This is a genomic window from Azospirillum sp. UFLA03-27, from assembly GCF_059803775.1.
The window spans coordinates 1-17,836 of sequence record NZ_JAUQTX010000139.1 but is presented as its reverse complement, the minus strand read 5'-3'; the positions used below and the strand labels follow the sequence as shown (position 1 = coordinate 17,836).

General features: G+C 67.7%; 13 protein-coding genes and 1 pseudogene. 6 read left to right on the top strand and 8 right to left on the bottom strand.

From position 1 onward, the window contains the following. Positions 1–681: 681 nt before the first annotated feature. The 3 genes from Q4I23_RS19930 to Q4I23_RS19920 are packed head-to-tail and all read left to right on the top strand — an operon-like array spanning position 682 to position 4,484. The gene (locus Q4I23_RS19930; protein ID WP_454020007.1) at positions 682–1,302 is read left to right on the top strand and encodes a (2Fe-2S)-binding protein; all 621 of its coding nucleotides are present in this window, start codon (positions 682–684) and stop codon (positions 1,300–1,302) included. Between the two features lie 3 nt (positions 1,303–1,305). Continuing rightward, positions 1,306–2,307: an FAD binding domain-containing protein gene (locus tag Q4I23_RS19925; RefSeq protein ID WP_498527337.1), complete on the top strand. Its 1,002-nt coding sequence runs from the start codon at positions 1,306–1,308 to the stop codon at positions 2,305–2,307. Next, positions 2,304–4,484, top strand: a complete 2,181-nt coding sequence (locus Q4I23_RS19920; protein WP_498527336.1) for a xanthine dehydrogenase family protein molybdopterin-binding subunit — start codon at positions 2,304–2,306, stop codon at positions 4,482–4,484. The genes Q4I23_RS19925 and Q4I23_RS19920 overlap by 4 nt, the downstream gene beginning before the upstream one ends. A 129-nt stretch (positions 4,485–4,613) precedes the next feature. On the opposite strand, the pseudogene Q4I23_RS19915 reads toward Q4I23_RS19920, so the two are convergent. Together Q4I23_RS19915 and Q4I23_RS19910 are read right to left on the bottom strand one after the other, a co-directional pair. Continuing rightward, a pseudogene (locus Q4I23_RS19915) lies at positions 4,614–5,936 on the bottom strand (IS1380 family transposase). Positions 5,937–6,039: 103 nt separating this feature from the next. Next, positions 6,040–6,966, bottom strand: coding sequence for a LysR substrate-binding domain-containing protein (locus Q4I23_RS19910; RefSeq protein WP_498527335.1), 927 nt, complete (start codon positions 6,964–6,966; stop codon positions 6,040–6,042). Positions 6,967–7,600: 634 nt separating this feature from the next. Here Q4I23_RS19910 and Q4I23_RS19905 point away from each other — a divergent pair. After that, complete coding sequence (locus Q4I23_RS19905; RefSeq protein WP_498527334.1) at positions 7,601–8,353, top strand: SDR family NAD(P)-dependent oxidoreductase; 753 nt, start codon at positions 7,601–7,603, stop codon at positions 8,351–8,353. A gap of 216 nt (positions 8,354–8,569) precedes the next feature. Here the strand turns inward: Q4I23_RS19905 and Q4I23_RS19900 are convergent, their stop codons facing one another. Then, on the bottom strand, positions 8,570–8,791 hold the full coding sequence (locus Q4I23_RS19900) for a hypothetical protein (protein ID WP_498527333.1): 222 nt from the start codon (positions 8,789–8,791) through the stop codon (positions 8,570–8,572). Positions 8,792–9,135: 344 nt separating this feature from the next. Between Q4I23_RS19900 and Q4I23_RS19895 the strand changes: the two genes are divergently transcribed. Then, positions 9,136–10,257, top strand: a complete 1,122-nt coding sequence (locus Q4I23_RS19895) for a hypothetical protein (protein ID WP_498527332.1) — start codon at positions 9,136–9,138, stop codon at positions 10,255–10,257. Here Q4I23_RS19895 and Q4I23_RS19890 read toward each other — a convergent pair. After that, positions 10,242–11,144: a LysR family transcriptional regulator gene (locus tag Q4I23_RS19890; RefSeq protein WP_498527331.1), complete on the bottom strand. Its 903-nt coding sequence runs from the start codon at positions 11,142–11,144 to the stop codon at positions 10,242–10,244. The two genes, Q4I23_RS19895 and Q4I23_RS19890, sit on opposite strands and share 16 nt — an antisense overlap. 182 nt (positions 11,145–11,326) lie before the next feature. Here Q4I23_RS19890 and Q4I23_RS19885 point away from each other — a divergent pair, with 182 nt between their 5' ends. Then, complete coding sequence (locus Q4I23_RS19885) at positions 11,327–12,325, top strand: MBL fold metallo-hydrolase (RefSeq protein WP_498527330.1); 999 nt, start codon at positions 11,327–11,329, stop codon at positions 12,323–12,325. A 215-nt stretch (positions 12,326–12,540) separates the two neighbouring features. On the opposite strand, the gene Q4I23_RS19880 is transcribed toward Q4I23_RS19885, so the two are convergent. The 4 genes from Q4I23_RS19880 to Q4I23_RS19865 form a co-directional block, all read right to left on the bottom strand. After that, positions 12,541–13,215: a TerC family protein gene (locus Q4I23_RS19880; RefSeq protein WP_498527329.1), complete on the bottom strand. Its 675-nt coding sequence runs from the start codon at positions 13,213–13,215 to the stop codon at positions 12,541–12,543. Between the two features lie 290 nt (positions 13,216–13,505). Next, positions 13,506–15,884, bottom strand: coding sequence for a glycoside hydrolase family 31 protein (locus Q4I23_RS19875; RefSeq protein ID WP_498527328.1), 2,379 nt, complete (start codon positions 15,882–15,884; stop codon positions 13,506–13,508). Positions 15,885–15,964: 80 nt separating this feature from the next. Next, positions 15,965–17,266, bottom strand: coding sequence for a TRAP transporter large permease (locus tag Q4I23_RS19870; RefSeq protein ID WP_498527327.1), 1,302 nt, complete (start codon positions 17,264–17,266; stop codon positions 15,965–15,967). Positions 17,267–17,296: 30 nt separating this feature from the next. Then, a complete protein-coding gene (locus Q4I23_RS19865; protein ID WP_498527326.1) occupies positions 17,297–17,737 on the bottom strand; it encodes a TRAP transporter small permease in 441 nt (146 codons plus the stop codon). Between the last annotated feature and the right edge of the window lie 99 nt (positions 17,738–17,836).

Below are 17,836 nucleotides of genomic sequence, written 5' to 3'. Positions count from 1 at the left end.
ATGCCCCGGTTGCCATCAACGCCCGGTCAGGGCATCACATGAGAGGACTCCCACTCTGAGCGGAGGAAACTTGGGGAGCAGGTCACCGGTTCCAGCGTCATCAGCCTGATCCACCCAAAGTGCGCAAGAACCGAAACGGGGACCCGTTCAGAAGAAATCGCCAGCTACAGGCGGCCAGTCCGCAGCGCGACCCCGAAGCCGCAGTGGTCATTCCATCAGGTGCTACCGCCGTTTCCACCGGGCTTTCCGGAGGCCATTCGGGGTGAGCCACGCCGCCATGCGGTGCTGTGTGCCACATCAGCCCTTCCTGATGGGCCTGGTAGACGGTTCTTGCGGTGGATCGGAAGCCGAGAGCGCGCGCCAGCGAACCGTCGACATGAAGATACCATGGATGTGAGAGAGGGGCGGAGTTCGCAGCCATTCCCGTGTCCAGCAAACCCGCAAGCATCGAAGATGCTCGGCGCCTGAGTTGCGCCGCCTGAATTGTCTCGTGAGCACCCGTCGGCATGGCCCCGCATCGCCAGCCTCATCTGATTGCACAGAACAGCTTACCAGCCTGATCAGGATGAGACGCCTTATTCTATCGGCCCTCGCGAACCACTCTCAATGACCTGCGATCCCAAGGCGCCCGTCCGACCCACGGCCGGCGGCCAACATGGTGCAATCATCAAGGGAGTTCCGATGCCGGACCCGCAAGACAGGCAACCTTTCGACCTCACCCGCCGGCAGGTTCTGGAGGCCGGGACCATCGTCACGTTGACGGGAACGATGCTGCCCGCCGCCGGGCTCGCCCAGCACGCCGGTCCGCAACCCTCACCGGAGAACGGCATGACGCTCCATGTGTCCTTCCGCGTCAACGGCCGCCCGATGGCGTTGGACATCGATGCCCGGGCGTCCCTGCTGGACCTGCTGCGCGAGCGGCTGGGCCTCGTCGGCGCGAAGAAGGGCTGCGACCACGGTCAATGCGGCGCCTGCACGGTCCATCTGGACGGCCGCCGGGTCGCCTCCTGCCTGACCATGGCCGCCAAGGCCGATGGCCGCGACGTGACCACCATCGAAGGCATCGCCGGGGCGAACGGTCTTCATCCCATGCAGCAGGCCTTCATCGATCACGACGCCCTGCAATGCGGATACTGCACGCCCGGCCAGATCATGGCCGCGATCGCCTGCGTCAAGGAGGGGCACGCGTCGACGCCGGAGCAGATCAAGGAATACATGAGCGGAAACATCTGCCGCTGCGGCGCCTATGTCGGCATCGTCGCGGCGATCGAACAGGCCGCTCCCCAGATCGAGAGGAGCTGAGCCATGAAGCCCTTGTCCTACGTTCAGGTCCGAACGGCCCATGAGGCGATCGAGGCCTTCGTCGCGGCCGGCGAAAGCGCCCGCTACATCGCCGGCGGCACCAATCTCTACGACCTGATGAAGCTCGGCATCGAGAAGCCGGCGCATCTGATCGACATCGCCGACCTCGATGGCGGCAACCGCATCGACACCGACGGCGATCGGCTGTTTTTCGGTGGTGCTGCGCTGATGGCGGACGTCGCCGAGCACCCGGTCGTGCGCGACGATTATCCGGTGCTGGCGGAGAGCCTGTCGAAGGCGGCCTCCCAGCAGCTGCGCAACATGGCGACCGTCGGCGGCAACCTGCTGCAGCGGACGCGCTGCCCCTATTTCCGGAACGGCGCGAACGGCGCCTACCCGTGCAACAAGCGCGAGCCGGGCTCCGGCTGCGCCGCCATCGGCGGGCTGGATCGGTCCCAGGCCGTGCTGGGGGCGAGCGCGGCGTGCAACGCCGTGTCGCCTGGGGACTGGCCCGTCGCGCTGATGGCGATGGATGCCGCGATTGAGCTGCAGGGGCTCGACGGAACGCGGGTGATCCCGATCTCCGAACTCTACCGGCCGCCCAGCCGGACGCCTCACCTCGAATTCACCATCGGCCGCGAGGAGATCGTCACCGGCATTTCGGTGCCGAAGACCGCCGCCGGTCGGACTTCCACCTATCTGAAGGTGCGCGACCGCGAATCCTACGCTTTCGCGCTGGTGTCCGCCGCGGTGGCGCTGGAGATGGACGGCGATCGCGTGCGGCAGGCGCATGTGGCGCTCGGCGGGGTGGCCACCGTGCCCTGGCGCGCGCGTCCCGCCGAGGCTCTCCTGCGCGGTGAAACCCTGGATCGGGAGCGGGCGCTGGAGGCCGCCAGGGCGGCGTTCGCCGAGGCCCGGGCCGGCCGCCACAACGCCTTCAAGATCGAACTCGGCGCGCGGACCCTTGCCGACGCCATCATCAACGCCGGGAGCAAGAGCCAATGACGCCGAACCGCAACGTGGACCGTCCCAGGATCGACGCCCATGAGAAGGTGCTCGGCCGTGCCCTGTACGCCGCCGACCAGCCCTTTCCCGGGCTGCTTCACGCGATGACCGTGCCCGCGACGATCGCCAAGGGGCGGATCCTGTCCATCGACACGGCGGCGGCCCTGCAGGTTCCGGGCGTCGTGCGTGTCTTCACCCATGATGATTTTTCGCAGATCCGGATGACGCCCGCAGCCCGCGGCGCCTATGGGCAGCCGGGAAAGGGCTACCAGCCCATGACCGCCCCGCAGGTCCGCCACCGGGGTGAACCGGTCGCCCTGGTGGTCGCCGAGACGCTGGAGGCGGCGGTCGAAGGCGCCGAAGCTGTGACGGTGCGCTACGCCGGGGAACCCTTCAGCGCGCGGATGGACGATGACCTTGCGAGCCCCGAGCCGGAAGCCGCCGGCCAGCTCGCGTCCGGCGATGCCGAGGCCGCCTTCGCCAACGCTGCCCATGTTGTTGATGTGGAGTATCGGCATCCCCAGCAGCACCACAACCCCATCGAGCTGATCTCGACCACCGCCGCGTTCGAGGACGGCACGCTGCGGATTTACGAGGGAACGCAGTCCGCCGCGGCCTTCGCCGGCGGCCTCGCCGGCATGATGGGGATGGAGCCGCAGGCGCTGCGCGGCGTCAGCCCCTACACGGGCGGAGGGTTCGGCCAGAAGAACGGAGTCCAGGAGCAGAGCGTTCTGGTGGCGAGCGCCGCCCTGCTGCTGCGCCGCCCGGTCAAGCTCGTCATGCCGCGGGGCCAGCTGTTCCACACGGCGTCCTACCGCCCGCACAGCCGGCACCGCGTCCGGCTCGCCGCGGACGGCGACGGCCGCCTGCTCGCCGGCATCTATGAGACGGTGCAGCAGAACAGCCGGTATGACGGCTTCGGCAGCGATCACGGCGCCAATCCGCCGCGCCTGTACGGGTATGGCGCGTGGCGGGGAAGCGAGCGGATCGTGCGGGTCGACACCCAGACCCCCGGACACCAGCGCGCCCCGCACGAGCATCCGGCCAGCTACGCCACCGAATGCGCGCTCGACGAACTCGCCGGGGCGCTCGGCATGGACCCCGTCGCGCTGCGCCTCGCCAACGACACCCAGCGTGACCCGATCACCGGCAAACCCTTCTCGTCCCGCCATCTTGCGGACTGCCTGAGGCGCGGTGCCGCGCTGTTCGGCTGGGACCGCTGGACGAACCAGCCGGGCGCCCTGGTCGCCGAAAACGGCGACCGCATCGGCCTCGGCGTCGCCTGCGGCAGCTACAAGGCCGCGATGACGCCCTCCGTCACCACGCTGCGGCTCTCGGCCGGCGGCCAATGCCGGATCGCGACGTCCGGCCACGAAATGGGGCAGGGGATTCGCAGCGTCATCGCCGCGGAGCTGATCGACGTCCTCGGCGTCGACCCCGATAAGCTCGACATCCGGATCGGCGACACCGGCCACGCCCCCCAGCACCTCACCGCGGGCTCCTGGGGTGCGGGAAGCGCTGCCCCGGCGGCGCGGGCCGCCGCCTTGAAGCTGCGCGAGGAACTGAGCCAATTGACCGGAGCGGCGCTGTCGGACGAGCCCGTCCCCGTTCAGCTTGCCCGGACCCGGCGCCCTTATCTGGAGGTTTCGGTCGATACCGTGCCGCTCGGTAAGGACCGGCAGGCGATCGAGCAGCTGCGCCGGGGCATGCCGGTGGTGACCGGCCCCGAATACCCCGACTTCCTGGCCTTCAGCTGGATCGCGCATTTCGCCGAAGTCCATGTCGAGCCGTCGACGGGACGCGTGCGGGTCCGGCGGGTCGTCAGCGTCGCCGATTGCGGACGGGTGATGAACCGCCGCACCGCGGAAAGCCAGGTCCGGGGCGGCGTGGTCTGGGGCATCGGCGCCGCCCTGCGCGAGGCCGCCGAATGCGATCCCCGGTTCGGCGGCGTTCTCAACAACGACCTTGCCGACTATGTCGTGCCGGTCAACGCCGACATCGGCGCCATCGACGTCGACTTCATCGACGAGCCGGACAGCCGGCTCAACCTGTCGGGCGTCAAAGGGCTCGGCGAAGTGGCCATGGTCGGCGCGGCGGCCGCCATCGTCAACGCCGTCCACAACGCGACCGGGAGGCGAATCCGGCATCTGCCGATCCGGATCGAGGACCTGCTCTAGCCCGGATCATTCATCAGTGTTTTGGAACGTCAGCCCGAAGGCGTGTCGATGGGTGGCGCCAAGGGCGCGGGATGACGGGGCTGGAGGGTTGCGGGGTCAGGTTCGTTCGGGGGCACGTCGCCCCGGCATTCACGGCGGCAGCTTGACGGTACGGGCGGCCAGCCCCGTCAGGCTCTCCTGGTAGGAGAAGCTGCTCGGCAGAGACACCTTGATGCGCGTCACCATCGCGGTGACCCGTGCCGCCACCTTGATGAGGCCGAGGCGCAGCGTGTCGAACTGGGGAACGACGCCTTCAGCGCCAAGCTGCGCAAGGTGTGCAGCAGCCAGCAGGCGGCGGTGTGGATGAGCAACCGGAACTGGTTCGCCGTCGCCTTGCTGCAGGAGGTCCGATCAGAAGCGAGGTGCAGCTTGTGGGCCTTGATGAGGTTCTCCATCTGCGCCACGGGCGCAGTAGATTGTCTCGTACAGCGCCTTGGGCGTGCCGGTCAGGTTGGTGACGATAAAGCGCGTGTCGGTGCCCTGGGCCGACGCCTCGATCCGGGCGATGACCCGCCGCTCGACCTTCCAGGTGCGGGCCGCGTAGCGGAACTCGCCGAAACGGCGAACCTTGTTCGCCTCCCCGGCAAGCCGGCCCATCGCAGCGTCTTCGGCCAAATCAGTGACACGCCCAAGCAGGACGGTGTTGCCACCCAGGCCGAAGACGTAGCCGACGCGGTTGCGTTCGCACCAGCTCATGGCCTCGTGGCGGCCGTAATGGCTGTCGCCGCGCACCAGGATATCGACGCGCGGCCAGCGGGCGCGGATGGCGCGCACGACGTGGCGCAGCACCAGCGCCACCTCGGTGCCGTCCGGCGTCTTGCCGGGGCGCAGGATGACCGCGACCGGCTTGCCCGTCGTCGCCTCGTAGATGTGCATCGGCAGGAAGCAGCGCCCGTCGTAATAGGCGTGGAAGAGGGACAACTGCTAAGCGCCGTGGACGCGGTCCTCGGTGTCGTCGATGTCCAGCACGATGCGCCGCGGCACCGTGGCGAAGCTGTCGCAGAACAGGTCCACCATGGCCGCCATCATGCGCTTGAGCGCCACCGGGCTGGGCAGGTTCTCCAGGGTCGGCTGCGAGCAAAGGTCGCCTCCGCTCTCGGGAAGTCGGCCGACCGCCATCTTGAAAGCGGGGTCGCTGCGCAGGGCGTCGCAGTCGTTGGCATCCGGGTAGCCGGCGGCGATCAGCAGGGCGCGGAAGCGGATCATCTCCGCCAGCGTGTGCTGGACGCGCTCGGGAGCGCGCGGGTCCTCGATGCAGCGCGCCAGACGCTCGCAGACGCCAAGCCGCCGATCGATCTCGGCCAGCAGCAGGACGCCGACGTCGGAGGTGAGACGGCCGCCATCGAAGGCGGCGTGAACCGGTTCGCCGGCAACCGGTGACAAGCCGGGCAGAACCTCGGTACTCTCGGCCATGGCGGGCGTGAACTCCGTTGATCCGTGGTGAGACTGCTCCAGCGCCAGAATCATACACAAAGTCAGCTACTTAACCTCGCACCCACCACCCGCATGGTCACGTTCACGCCTGAAACGTTTCGGGGGCTAAGCGATCGGCAAGTTTCGCTCTCGACGCGATGAGTTGGTCGATGTTCTTCAGGAAGACCTGCAGGATGGGTGAGGGATTGTCCGCTCGATAGCCGGCGGCGATCTCGATCACAGGCGCGTTTCCGGTGAGCGGCCGGCTGACCAGCGAACGCGGCAGCAAGGGGTCCACATAGGCCGGCAGCAGCGTGACCCCACCGGTGGACGCCACTAGCGAGATCCCGGTGGCGATGCCGTCCAGCGCGTGGACCGGCGACATGACTACGCCACGCTCCCGCAGATAGCGGTCCACGATACCGCGCAGCACATGTGGTGTGTTGGTGTAGCCGATGAAGGAGTCCGGATCGATGTTGCGCACGTCGATGGCGGAGCAGGCGGCCAGGGGATGGTCCCGCGGCAGGATGACTAGGATCGGCTCATGCGCGATGACCTTGTAGGATACGTCCGGCTGCGGTTCGAGCCGGCAGAAGCCGAGATCGATCTCGCCCCGCTGGATGGCCTCGCCGATGTCGGGCGAGAAGTCGCTGGAGACCCGGAAGTCGATGTCCTTCAGCTGACCGCGGAGCACGTTGGTGACGTGCGACAGCCATTCGACTTCCTGGCCGGTCAGGAAGCCCACCGCAAAGCTGGGCTTGGGAGGCCGGACGACCCGCCGCGCCGCGGCGACCGCATCGGCCGCCGCCTGCAAGGTCAGCCGCGCATGATCCAGGAAGACACGTCCGGCCGGTGTCAGCTCGACGCCGCGGGAGCTTCGCACCAGGAGCTGGGCGCCGACCTCCTGCTCCAGGTCGCGCAGCTGGCGGCTCAGCGACGGTTGCGCCGTGTGCAGACGCCGTTCGGCGGCGACCGTGAGGCTCCCCTCCTCGGCCACGGCGACGAAGTAGCGGAGGTGACGGAGTTCCATCCTGTGCGACGCCTGCCAGTGCCATCCCGCCAGGTCCATGCCTGAAAGGTATGGACGATACATAAACGAAGTCGTTCCCAGGAGGCAAGCGGCCGGATATCAACGAGGTGCAGAGACGCAATCACTGCCGCCCGGGCATGACGGGCAGGCAATGGTCCGACTCCAGCCGGTGGCATTCCGTGTCCATCGTCCGCAAATGACGTCCGCGCAACCGATGTTCGCCCCCGGAACTCAACGATGTTCGACGATCCTTTCGCCTCGCTGTCGTTCGTCGCCGGCCCGGCGATCCTGACCAACGCCTGCGCCATCCTGCAAACGGAGCCACCACCCGCTACAATCTGGCGATCGCCCAATGGCGCAACTTCCGTGCTTTGGTCGCCGCCGGAGGCGACCGCATCGCTTTGCAACATGCCGACCCCGAGGCGGCGGTCGTGCTCGCCGGCCGGCGGGTCCGGCTGCAGCTCCGCAGGATGGCGCTGCTCAACAGCGCGGTGGCCCTGCTCGGCGCCACAGCGACCTTCTTCCTCGAGAGTGCCTGCGGTTGGGCGCTGATCCGTCTGCACCGAGGCGGAGACGGTTCAGCAGCGGCGCTGCCCCTACGCACTCACACACATTCAGCAACGGGAGACGTGCAATGTCCACCATCTCGATCGTGACCGGCGGCAGCCGCGGCCTCGGCCGTAACACCGCCCTCAGCATTGCCCGGCGCGGCGGCGATGTGATCCTCACCTACCGCAGCAAGGCCGCCGAGGCCGACGCCGTCCTGGCGGAAATCCGGGCGCTCGGGCGGCGGGCGGCGGCGTTGCAGCTCGACACCGCCGACACCTCCGACTTCCTCAACTTTGCCGGGCGCGTCCGTTCCACCCTGGAAGGCTGGGGTCGCGACCGCTTCGACCATCTGGTCAACAACGCTGGCCACGGCGAGATGGCCGCCTTCGCCGAGACCAGCGAGGCGCAGTTCGACATGCTCTTCAACGTCCATGTGAAGGGCGTCTTCTTCCTGACCCAGGCCCTGCTGCCACTGCTGGCCGATGGCGGCCGAATCGTGAATTTCTCCTCCGGCCTGACTAGAGTGTCCTATCCCGGCTTCTCGGCCTATTCGGCGGCCAAGGGCGCCGTCGAGATCCTGACGCTCTATCTGGCCAAGGAACTCGGCGCCCGCGGCATCACCGCCAACACGGTGGCACCCGGAGCCATCGAGACCGACTTCCTCGGCGGGGCGGTGCGCGACACCCCAGCCTACAACGAGGCTTTCGCGACGATGACCGCGCTGGGCCGCGTCGGGGTGCCCGACGACATCGGCCCGGCGGTGGCGAGCCTGCTCGGTCCCGACAACCGCTGGGTTACCGCCCAGCGCATCGAGGTTTCCGGCGGCCAGAACATCTGACTCCCTCCCCCAAGCCAAGCAAGACGGAGACGGCGATCTGCTGACCGGCCAGAATCCGGCCTCGTCGACGGCGTTGGCGGCGGTGATCGCCGCCCTCCGCTGAACTGACGGGCGCTATCAGGCACCGTCAGGTTCATCGTGGCAGGGAGCGCGAGTAAGGTTGTCCATGACGATACCATGCGATCCCCGCTACGCCGACACCGGAAACCCGTCGACTCAACGAAACCAGCGCGTCAGGCGCTCGCTGAGGTCGATCCGCCGATTGATCGTGGCCAGGAACATGACGCCGACATTTGAGGTGAGATGGCCGCCATCGAACGCAGCGATAACCAGCTTGCCGACAACCGGTGACAAGACGGGCAGAGCCCAGGTGCTTTCGGCTATCGCGGGCGTGAACTCCGTTGATCCGTGGTGAGACTGCTTCAGCACCAAAATCATACACGAACTCAGCGGCTTAACCTCGCACCCGCCACTTCAAATTCAGCTCTGGTGAATTATCTGGGTTGGCGTCCGCTCCGGTCCGTGGCCGGCGGCCGTGATGACGGCACGGCGCCGTTTGTCACGGCCGCGCGGTCCACCCAATGGAGTGGACCGCCGGCCATCGGATCAACCATGCCCTGAGATATCATCCCGTGCAAAATTGCTGGGGTCGCGGACGTGTTTGATCCCAACTGGAGGCAATTCTTCTTCCGCCGTTTTCATCGGGACATCACCCTGTTGTCGCGGCTGTCTTCCCGGCTGGACGACGCCTTGCAGCATTTTGCAGTGGAAGGATGGACAGCATGGCGGACCAGTCGATAAAATTCTCCTACGAGTACGGGAAATACAAATATTTCGAATTTTCCGGAAACAACAACAAGGTGGATGTCGAGTTCTCCTGGGACTCCCCGAAAACCGATCCGTCGGGAAAGCCGATGCCGAAGAAGGTGGTCGATCTTTTCAACAAGAATGTGCGCGAGGCCATTCAGGGGTTGATGAAGACCGAAGAGAAGACGGTAGCCGAAATAAAGAAGCAGATCCAGGCGTGGGATCAAAAGATCGAAAAGCACGAGATCGACGGCCGCAACCTGTTTTTGTTTTTGAACACGGTCAACGACACCATGGAGCAGCGGGCCGCCGACCGCTTCGGGGGAATCGTCGGCGGCATCGCGACGGTCATGAAGCTGATCGTGAAGAAGGCCTTCGCCGGCCTCGACGCGGCCGTGCGCAAGATGCTCGAAGACATGAAGTGGAAGGTCTACGCCAAGACGGTGGGAAAGATCGTTCTCGCCCTGACGGCGACCGCCCTCGCCATCACGGCCACGGTGCTGACCGGGGGTGCTGCGCTGCCGCTGGTCGTGGCGGGCGCCAAGATCACGCTCGACGTGGTCAAGGAAGGGAAGGCGGCCTACGACAGTTTCAACGACGGCGCGGACGAGGTGGTCGCTCTGCAAAGCGCCGTGAAGAAACACAGGGCCAGCGCGCAGGAGGCGATGAAGGCGGTCGAGCGGGCCGAAAGCCGACGCTACCTCATGGCGGAGTCGGTGAACAAGCTGGAGCGGCAGCTTAGCGCGGCGGAGGCCAAATACGCGGACGTGGAGCGGATCCTCAACCAGAAGAAGATCGACGGGATCACCATCACCGCGGATTCCACTCTCCTGGGTCTGGTCAACAAGGTGAAGCGGTACAAGGATCTGATCGACCGCCTCACCCCGCTGCTGAACGCGGCCCGCGCCGACCTGAAGCGCCTGGACGCGCTGATCGACGGAGCGCGGCGGGCGTTCGACCCGTCCACCTACGACGCGATTCCAAACGCCGACTGGAAGACGATCCTCAAGAAATACGCGGACGAGTACGGCGCGACGGTCAAGACGCTGGGTGATTTGGGCTCCAGCATCGCGACCGTCGTTCAGAAGCTGGCCTGATCCCCGGACCGCCAGTCGTAGCCCTTCATGTGATTGAGGAAGGCCCGCATGGCCGCGCTCGGAAGGCGGCGGTTCGGGTAATACAGAAACCAGTGCGGCAAGGTGGGGCTCCACTCCGGGAAAAGCTCCACCAGCCGACCGTCCCGGACATGGGGTTTCGCATAGTCGTCCAAAACGTGGGCGATGCCCCGGCCGGCCAGGGCGGCCTGAAGCTCGTTGTGCACCGTGCTGACCGTCAGGCGTCCGGCGGGCGTGACCTCCAGCGCGTCGCTGCCACGGGCGAAGCGCCATGTGACGAGGGTCCCGCCGGGGAATCTCCGCCTGATGCAGTCGTGGTAGACCAGGGCATGCGGCGTCACCGGCAGCCCGTGCCGCGCGATGTAATCCGGCGACGCGACGATCGCGTATCGGAGCGATGGCCCGAACGGGACCGCGATCATGTCTTGCGCCAACTGCTTGCCGAAACGGACGCCGGCATCGAAGCCCTGCTCCACGATGTCGATCACCGCGGCATCGCTGATGATCTCGATCTTCACCTCGGGGTAGGCGTCCATGAAGTCGAAGACCAGCGGACAGAGGAGATGATCGACGGCGGGCGCCGGCGCGTTGATCCGCAGCGTTCCCGATGGGCTGTCCCTCAATTCGCCGACCTCGGCGATCGCAAGTTGGATGTCGCTCAGCGCCGGGGCCAGGCGATCGAGGAGGCGCTGCCCGGCCTCTGTCGGCGATACGCTCCTCGTCGTCCGATTGAGCAGCCGGATGCCGAGAGCCTCCTCCAGGGCGTTCATCGTCTGGCTCAAGGCCGATGACGAGACGCCCCGTTCGAGCGCCGCCGCGCGGAAGCCGCCACAGCGCACGATCGCCGCGAACACATCGAAGCTGTCCAAGCGAATTGGGCTCATTGCGAAGCAGGCCTAATCAAGCCGATCACATTTGACGAGCTTATCAGCGCAATCTTGCCGTGTCATGGTCGATCTGCGGTTGATCGTCGCGCCCAGATCGCCGTCCGTCACCGGTCCCCCCGGTCCCGTGGCTGGAAGCGGGGCGCCCCATTCGGGAGGAAACACCGATGAATGCCCTCACTCTGAACCGACGCAGGATCATGCTGTCCGCGGTCGTCGGCGCCTCGACCCTGTTCGTTCCCGGTGGTGGTGGCGCGTCTGCGCAGCCGACGCCGACGCCGACGCCGGCGCCCGCGACCAGCAACGCCGGCCACTACCGTTTCCGGGTCGGCGACATCAGCGCGACGGTGTTGAGCGATGGCGTGATCGGCGGTCCGCCCCGCGTCTACGCGAGCGACGCGCCCGAAGCGGAGCTTCAGGAGGTGCTGCGGCGCGCCTTCCTGCCGACGGACCACATGACGTTGAATCTGAACACCCTTCTGATCGAAACCGGCGGACGGCGCATCCTCGTCGAGGCCGGCGCGGGCGCGACGATGGGGCCGAACGGCGGGCGGATTTTTCAGAACCTAGCGTCGATCGGGCTCGGTCCCGCGGACATTGACGCCATCGTGATCTCGCACACCCATCCCGACCATGTCGGCAATCTCAGGACCGCGAACGGCGGCCGGGCGTTCCCCCGGGCCACCGTCTTCGTGCCGAGGGCGGACTGGGATTTCTTCGTCCGCAACGATCCGGATCTGTCCTACATGCCCGTTCCGCAGGATTTCCGCCTGCGCTTCGCCGCCGCGATCAAGAGCAGCCTCGAACCGGTCAGGGAGGATGTTGAGCTTTATGAAGCCGGTGCCGAGATCGTGCCGGGGCTCACGACGATCGTCGCCTCCGGCCACACGCCGGGCATGGCGACCTTCCTCGTCCACTCCGGAAACGACCAGCTGCTGCTCACCGCCGACCTCGCCTACCACCCGGTCGTCAACGTCGACAACCCCTGGCGTCCCGGACCCGATCGCGACAAGGACACCGCGCTCGCCTCCCGCCGTCGCATCTTCGACCGGGCCGCCGCCGACCGTATTCCCGTGCTGGGTTTCCATTTTCCGTTTCCGGGCCTCGGCCGGATGCTCAAGACCGACGGTGGGTACGCCTGGGTCCCCGCGACCTGGCAATTTTGAGATCCGCCTATGAGACGCCCCGGCTCCTACACCACGCTCAGGGACGTGACCTTGCCGAGCAGGGCCGTCAGCGCATCCTCAATCTTCTCCGGCTGATGCAGCCGGACAACCTTGCTATCCCAGACAGTCCCCTGAAACGAATGAGGGCGCCCGGCACCGTCATGGTGCGGCGGGCGCCCCCGGTCAACGACCCCGACCGTGATCGGCGGTCAGCCTCACGCCATGTGGCGGAGGACTTCGTTGCTGCCGCGCCAGATCATGTCGAGCGCCACGTAGGAGATGATGGCGAGGCCGACCCAGCCGATCCAGCGGTGCTTGTGCAGCACATGCGCGATCATGTTGGCGGCGGCGCCCATCAGAACGACCGACAGGACCAGACCGATGACCAGGATGGTCGGGTGTTCCTTGGCGGCGCCGGCCACCGCCAGCACGTTGTCGAGCGACATCGACACGTCCGCCACCACGATCTGCCAGATCGCCGCGCCGAAGGTGGTCGCTCCGGCCGCCGCGACGGCGGCGTTGCCCGCCACACCGGCGGTGATGGTGCCCGAGGAGGGGTCGGGCGCGTCCATCGCCTCGTCGGGGGCGATCTCGTCCGCGCCGTGGCTGCGCAGCTCACGGTACATCTTCCAGCACACCCACAGCAGCAGGACGCCGCCCGCCAGGGTCAGGCCGATGATGGCGAGGAGCTGCGTGGTGATGAGGGCGAAGAACACGCGCAGCCCCATGGCGGCGGCGATTCCCCAGAAGATGACCTTGCGGCGCTGGGCCAGCGGCACCGCCGCGGCGGCCATGCCGACCACGATGGCGTTGTCGCCGGCCAGAACAAGGTCGATGGCGATGACTTGGAGCAGCGCGGCGAGCGCGTCGGCTGTGAACAGATCGGTCATGCGGTGCCTTCCTCTTACATAGGGCAAGAGAGCAGCACCCACGGGCGGGACCAGGCACAGGGCAGAAACGCTGCCGGCAGGGGCGGGCGGGTGGGGCCACTCTGAATGTCTCCAGTCCGACATCACAGTTCAGGGAACTGTCAGAGGGGCCCGGCCTGGTAAGCCGGTCTTTATACCAACACTCCCGACACCACAACGTCGGTTTCGCCGGGGCGGCCATGCGATCGTGTATGGGGTGAGGACGGCACGCCCATGGACGTGGGCGTGCCGTTTCGCTCAAAGCGGCCCTATCAAAGAGGCAGGGTGCCGACCGGCGTGCCGTCCGCCGTCTCGATGGACAGGGAGGTCCAGCGCGGCGCGCGGCCGCCACTGCGGCTCACCGACAGGGCGGCCGCGTCGGTGCCGGCAATGGTCAGCAGGCAGATGGTCTCGTCGCGGCACACGCTCTCCCCGTCGTCGTCGAACAGGGTCAGCGGGGCGTAGCCCTCCGGTCCGGGGAAGCAGCGCACGGTCAGCGGACCCTCGGCCCAGGAGGGGGCGGGGCCGAGCGGCAGCAGCGTGCCGGCCCGGACGAAGGCTGGGGCCACGCCCGGCGGCGCCGCCACGGTGACGCGCCCGCCACCGTCGTAACGCCGCCCGTCGCGCAGGTCGTACCAGCCGCCGGGCACCGCCGGCAGCCAGACCTCCAGCTCCGTCCGGCCGGGGTCGAGGACCGGGGCGACCAGCAGCCGGTCGCCGACCATGGTGCTGTCCTCCTCCCCGTAGGCGGCGGGCTGGTCGGGGAAGTCGTAGAACAGCGGCCGCATCACCGGGGCATGGTCGCGGTGCGCCCGCCACAGCAGCGTGTAGAGCAGCGGCACCAGCCGCTCCCGCCAATCCAGCGCGGCCTTCACCTGGGGCATCAGCTCCGGATAGGTCCAGGGCTCGGTGACGCTGCCGTCGTCGTTCCAGGAATGGATGGTGAAGCGCGGCCACCACACCGCCTGCTCGATCCAGCGCATCAGCAGTTCCGGCTCCGGCCGGGGACCGGCGAAGCCGCCCACGTCGTGGCCGTAGTCGAACAGGCCCGACAGGCTGAAGCCGTGCCCCATGCGCAGGTTCCAGCGCAGCGTCTTCCAGCTCGTCCGGTTGTCGCCCGACCAGGTCTGCACATAGCGCTGGAGGCCCGGCCCGCCGGAGCGCGAGATCAGGTAGGGGCGCTTGTCCGGCGCGTGCGCCACCTGGGCCAGATGCGAGGCGCGGATCATCAGATGGGTCTGCACCGGGCGCAGCGTCGCCATCGTGCCGCCATGGCCGTTGACGTCGCAGACCGCCGCGTCGTCCCAGATCTCGAACTCGTTGTTGTCGTTCCAGGTCGAGCCGATGCCGCGCTCCAACAACTCCTTCGTGACGTTGGCCATCCACCAGCGGGTGGTCGCCGGGTTGGTGAAGTCGAGATAGGCGCCGTCGCCGCCCCAGAACTGGGTGATCTGCGGGCTGTCCGGGGCGTCGCTGTCGCGCACGAAGCCGCCGAAGCCCTGGACCTCGGCGAATTTCGGATGGTCGTTGAGCAGCGCCGGCTTGATGTTGGCGACGAGATGGACGCCGGCCTCGGCGAACTTGGCGGTGACCGCCTCCGGCTCGGGGAACTTGTCGCGGTTCCAGTGGAAGACGTAGCGCTTGTCGCCGATCATCGTGTAGCCGGACGACATCTGGAACGAGCCGCAGGGCAGGCCGTGCTCCTTCAGCGCGTCGAGGAAGCCGAGCAGCCGCACCCCGGCGTCCGGCGCGTCGGTGTACTGCATGGTCGAGCCGGAATAGCTGATCGCCCAGCGCGGCCGGAAGGAGGTGCGGCCGGTCAGGGCGGTGAAGTTCGCCACGACCTGCGGAACGCTCGGGCCGAACAGGACGTAGCAGTCGAGATCGCCGTCCGACGCCTCGAACCGGATGAAGTCGCCGTGGTAGGCGTCGATGGTCTGACCGAGGTCGAAGAGGCCGCGCGACAGGTTGTCGTAGAAGACGCCGACCGCCGCCCCGCCGCGCTCCGGCCGCACGCTGAGGCAGAAGGGGATGTGTTTGTAGAGCGGGTCGCTCGTCTCGGCGTCGTAGCCGAGCGCGTCGGTCGTCCCCATGGCGAGGCGCCGTCCGCGCTTGTCAGTGCCGCCGCTCTTGTCGCCGAAGCCGTGGTAGCGCTCCCCGGCGTGGCTGACCAGATGGTGGGCGAAGCGGGGCGAACGGTCGTCGAACAGGTAGGGCTGGGTCGGCCGGTCGGCCAGGACGAGGCGCCAGCCGTCGCCCTCTGCCGCCGGCTCGTACCAGCGCAGCGCCAGGGGCGCGCGCTGGACCACGACGCGCCAGCCGGGGGTGGTGACGGTGACGCTGTCGGCGCCTTCCTCGACCGCCGCCGGCGTGCCGGGGAAGCCGGTCAGGTCGCGGCGGTCGCGCCCGTCGATGGGGTCGGCCAGCGCGGGGTCGGTCTCGCCCGACAGCTCGGGCGCCAGCGACCAGGTGCGCGGCGTGCGCAGCCCGTTCGGCCGCTCGATGAGGACGCGCGCCAGCGCGGGCCCAAGCGGGAACAGGGTCAGGCGATAGCCGCGGTCGAGGTCGAAGGCGATCCCCTGGGGGCCGGCTTGCGTCCCGTCGCGGGATGGGGCGGGCGCTGCGAGGGAGGCGCCGGTCAGCGTGCGCATGGCGCGTGAACTCCTGAAGTCATGAGACCTGAGGTTTGCGGGGGCCGGTTCCTGGGGGCAGGACCCGGCTTGCGTCCCGCTTACTTGATGAGGCCGAACAGGCTGGGCAGCCAGAGCGACAGGCCGGGAACGTAGGTGACCACCAGCAGCGCCGCGGTGCTCCAGGCGAAGAGGGGGATCAGCGGCCGGATCACCTGCTCGATCGACACGCGCGCCACGGCGCAGCCGATGAACAGGGCGCTGCCGGTCGGCGGCGAGACGATGCCGAGCGACAGGTTGAACACCAGGATCACCCCGAAATGCACCGGGTCCACCCCCAGTTCCACCAGCACCGGCAGGAAGATCGGCGTGAAGATCAGGATGCCCGGCGTGATGTCCAGGAAGGTGCCCACCAGCAGCAGCACGATGTTGACCAGCAGCAGCGCGATGATCCAGTTGCCGGACACCGACTGCACCCAGTCGCCGATGATCTGCGGGATCTCGGCCAGCGACATCACGTAGGCCATCGCCATGGAGGTGCCAACCATCAGCGCCACCACCGCCGTCGCGACGATGGTGTCCACCAGGATCTGCATGATGTCGTCCATCGACAGCTCCCGGTAGGCGAGCGCCAGGGCGAGCGCGTAGACGACGGCGATGGCCGATCCCTCCGTCGCGGTGAAGACGCCGCCGACGATGCCGCCGATCACCACGATGATCAGCCCCAGGCTGGGCAGGGCGGACAGCAGCGCGCGCGAGGACTGGGACAGGGTGGGGGAAGGCAGGCGGGCGTAGCCGCGCTTCTTCGCCATGATCCAGGCCGGGATCATCACGGACAGGCCGAGCAGGATGCCCGGCAGGTAGCCGGCGACGAACAGCGCCGCGATGGAGGTGCCGCCCGACACCAGCGAATAGACGATGAAGGCGCCCGACGGCGGGATCAGCAGACCGGTGATGCAGGAGGAGATGTTGACCGCCGCGGTGTAGCTGCGGTCGTAGCCGGCCTTGTCCATCGACGGCTGCATGGTGCCGCCGATGGCCGAGGCGGCGGCCACCGCCGACCCCGACACGCAGCCGAACATCATGTTGGCGAGGATGGTGATCTGCGCCAGCGGTCCGGGCATCCAGCCGACGAAGACCTTGGCGCAGTCAATCAGGCGGCGGGCGATGCCGCCCCGGTTCATGATCGAGCCGGCCATGAAGAAGAAGGGGATCGCCAGCAGCGCGAAGCTGTCCAGGCCGGTGGCGATGCGCTGCGCCGTCACCGAGATCGCCGGCAGCGGCGGCATGATGGTCAGCAGCGCCGTGATCGAGGCGAGCCCGGTCGCGTAAGAGATGGGCACGCCGAAGGCCAGAAGGGCGACGAAGGCGGCGCTGAGGACGAGGGCGGGGGAGAAGTCCATGGCTGCGTTTCCGCGACGGAAGGGGGGGCGTCAGTCGAGCGAGACGGCGTGGCTGGTCACGCCCGGCCCTTCGCGCAGGCTCTCCATCAGGGCGATGACCATATAGATCAGGGTCAGCACGCCGGAGAGCGGGATCACGGCGTAGACCACCCACATCGGCAGCTGGAGCGCCGGCGTGACCTGGCCGAGCGTGCGCGCCTTGTCCACCAGCAGCCAGCCGCCGCCGCACAGGATCGTCACCGTGAACAGCGCGACCAGCGCCGCGATGGCGATCTCGACGCCGCACCGCGGCCGGGCCGGCAGAAGATCCACCAGCCCGGTGATGGCGATGTGCCCGCGCTTGCCCAGCACATAGGCCGAGCCGAGCAGGCTGACCCAGATGAAGGCGAAGCGGGCGATCTCGTCCGTCGCCGACGTCGAGACGTTGAGCGCATAGCGGGCGACGACCTGCCACACCACGCAGCCCAGCATGGCGACCGTCAGCGGGATCGTGATGGCGAGCACGAAGCGGTCGAGCGTGCGGTGGATGGCTGTCTCTTATACACATCTCCGAGCCCACGAGACTATAAC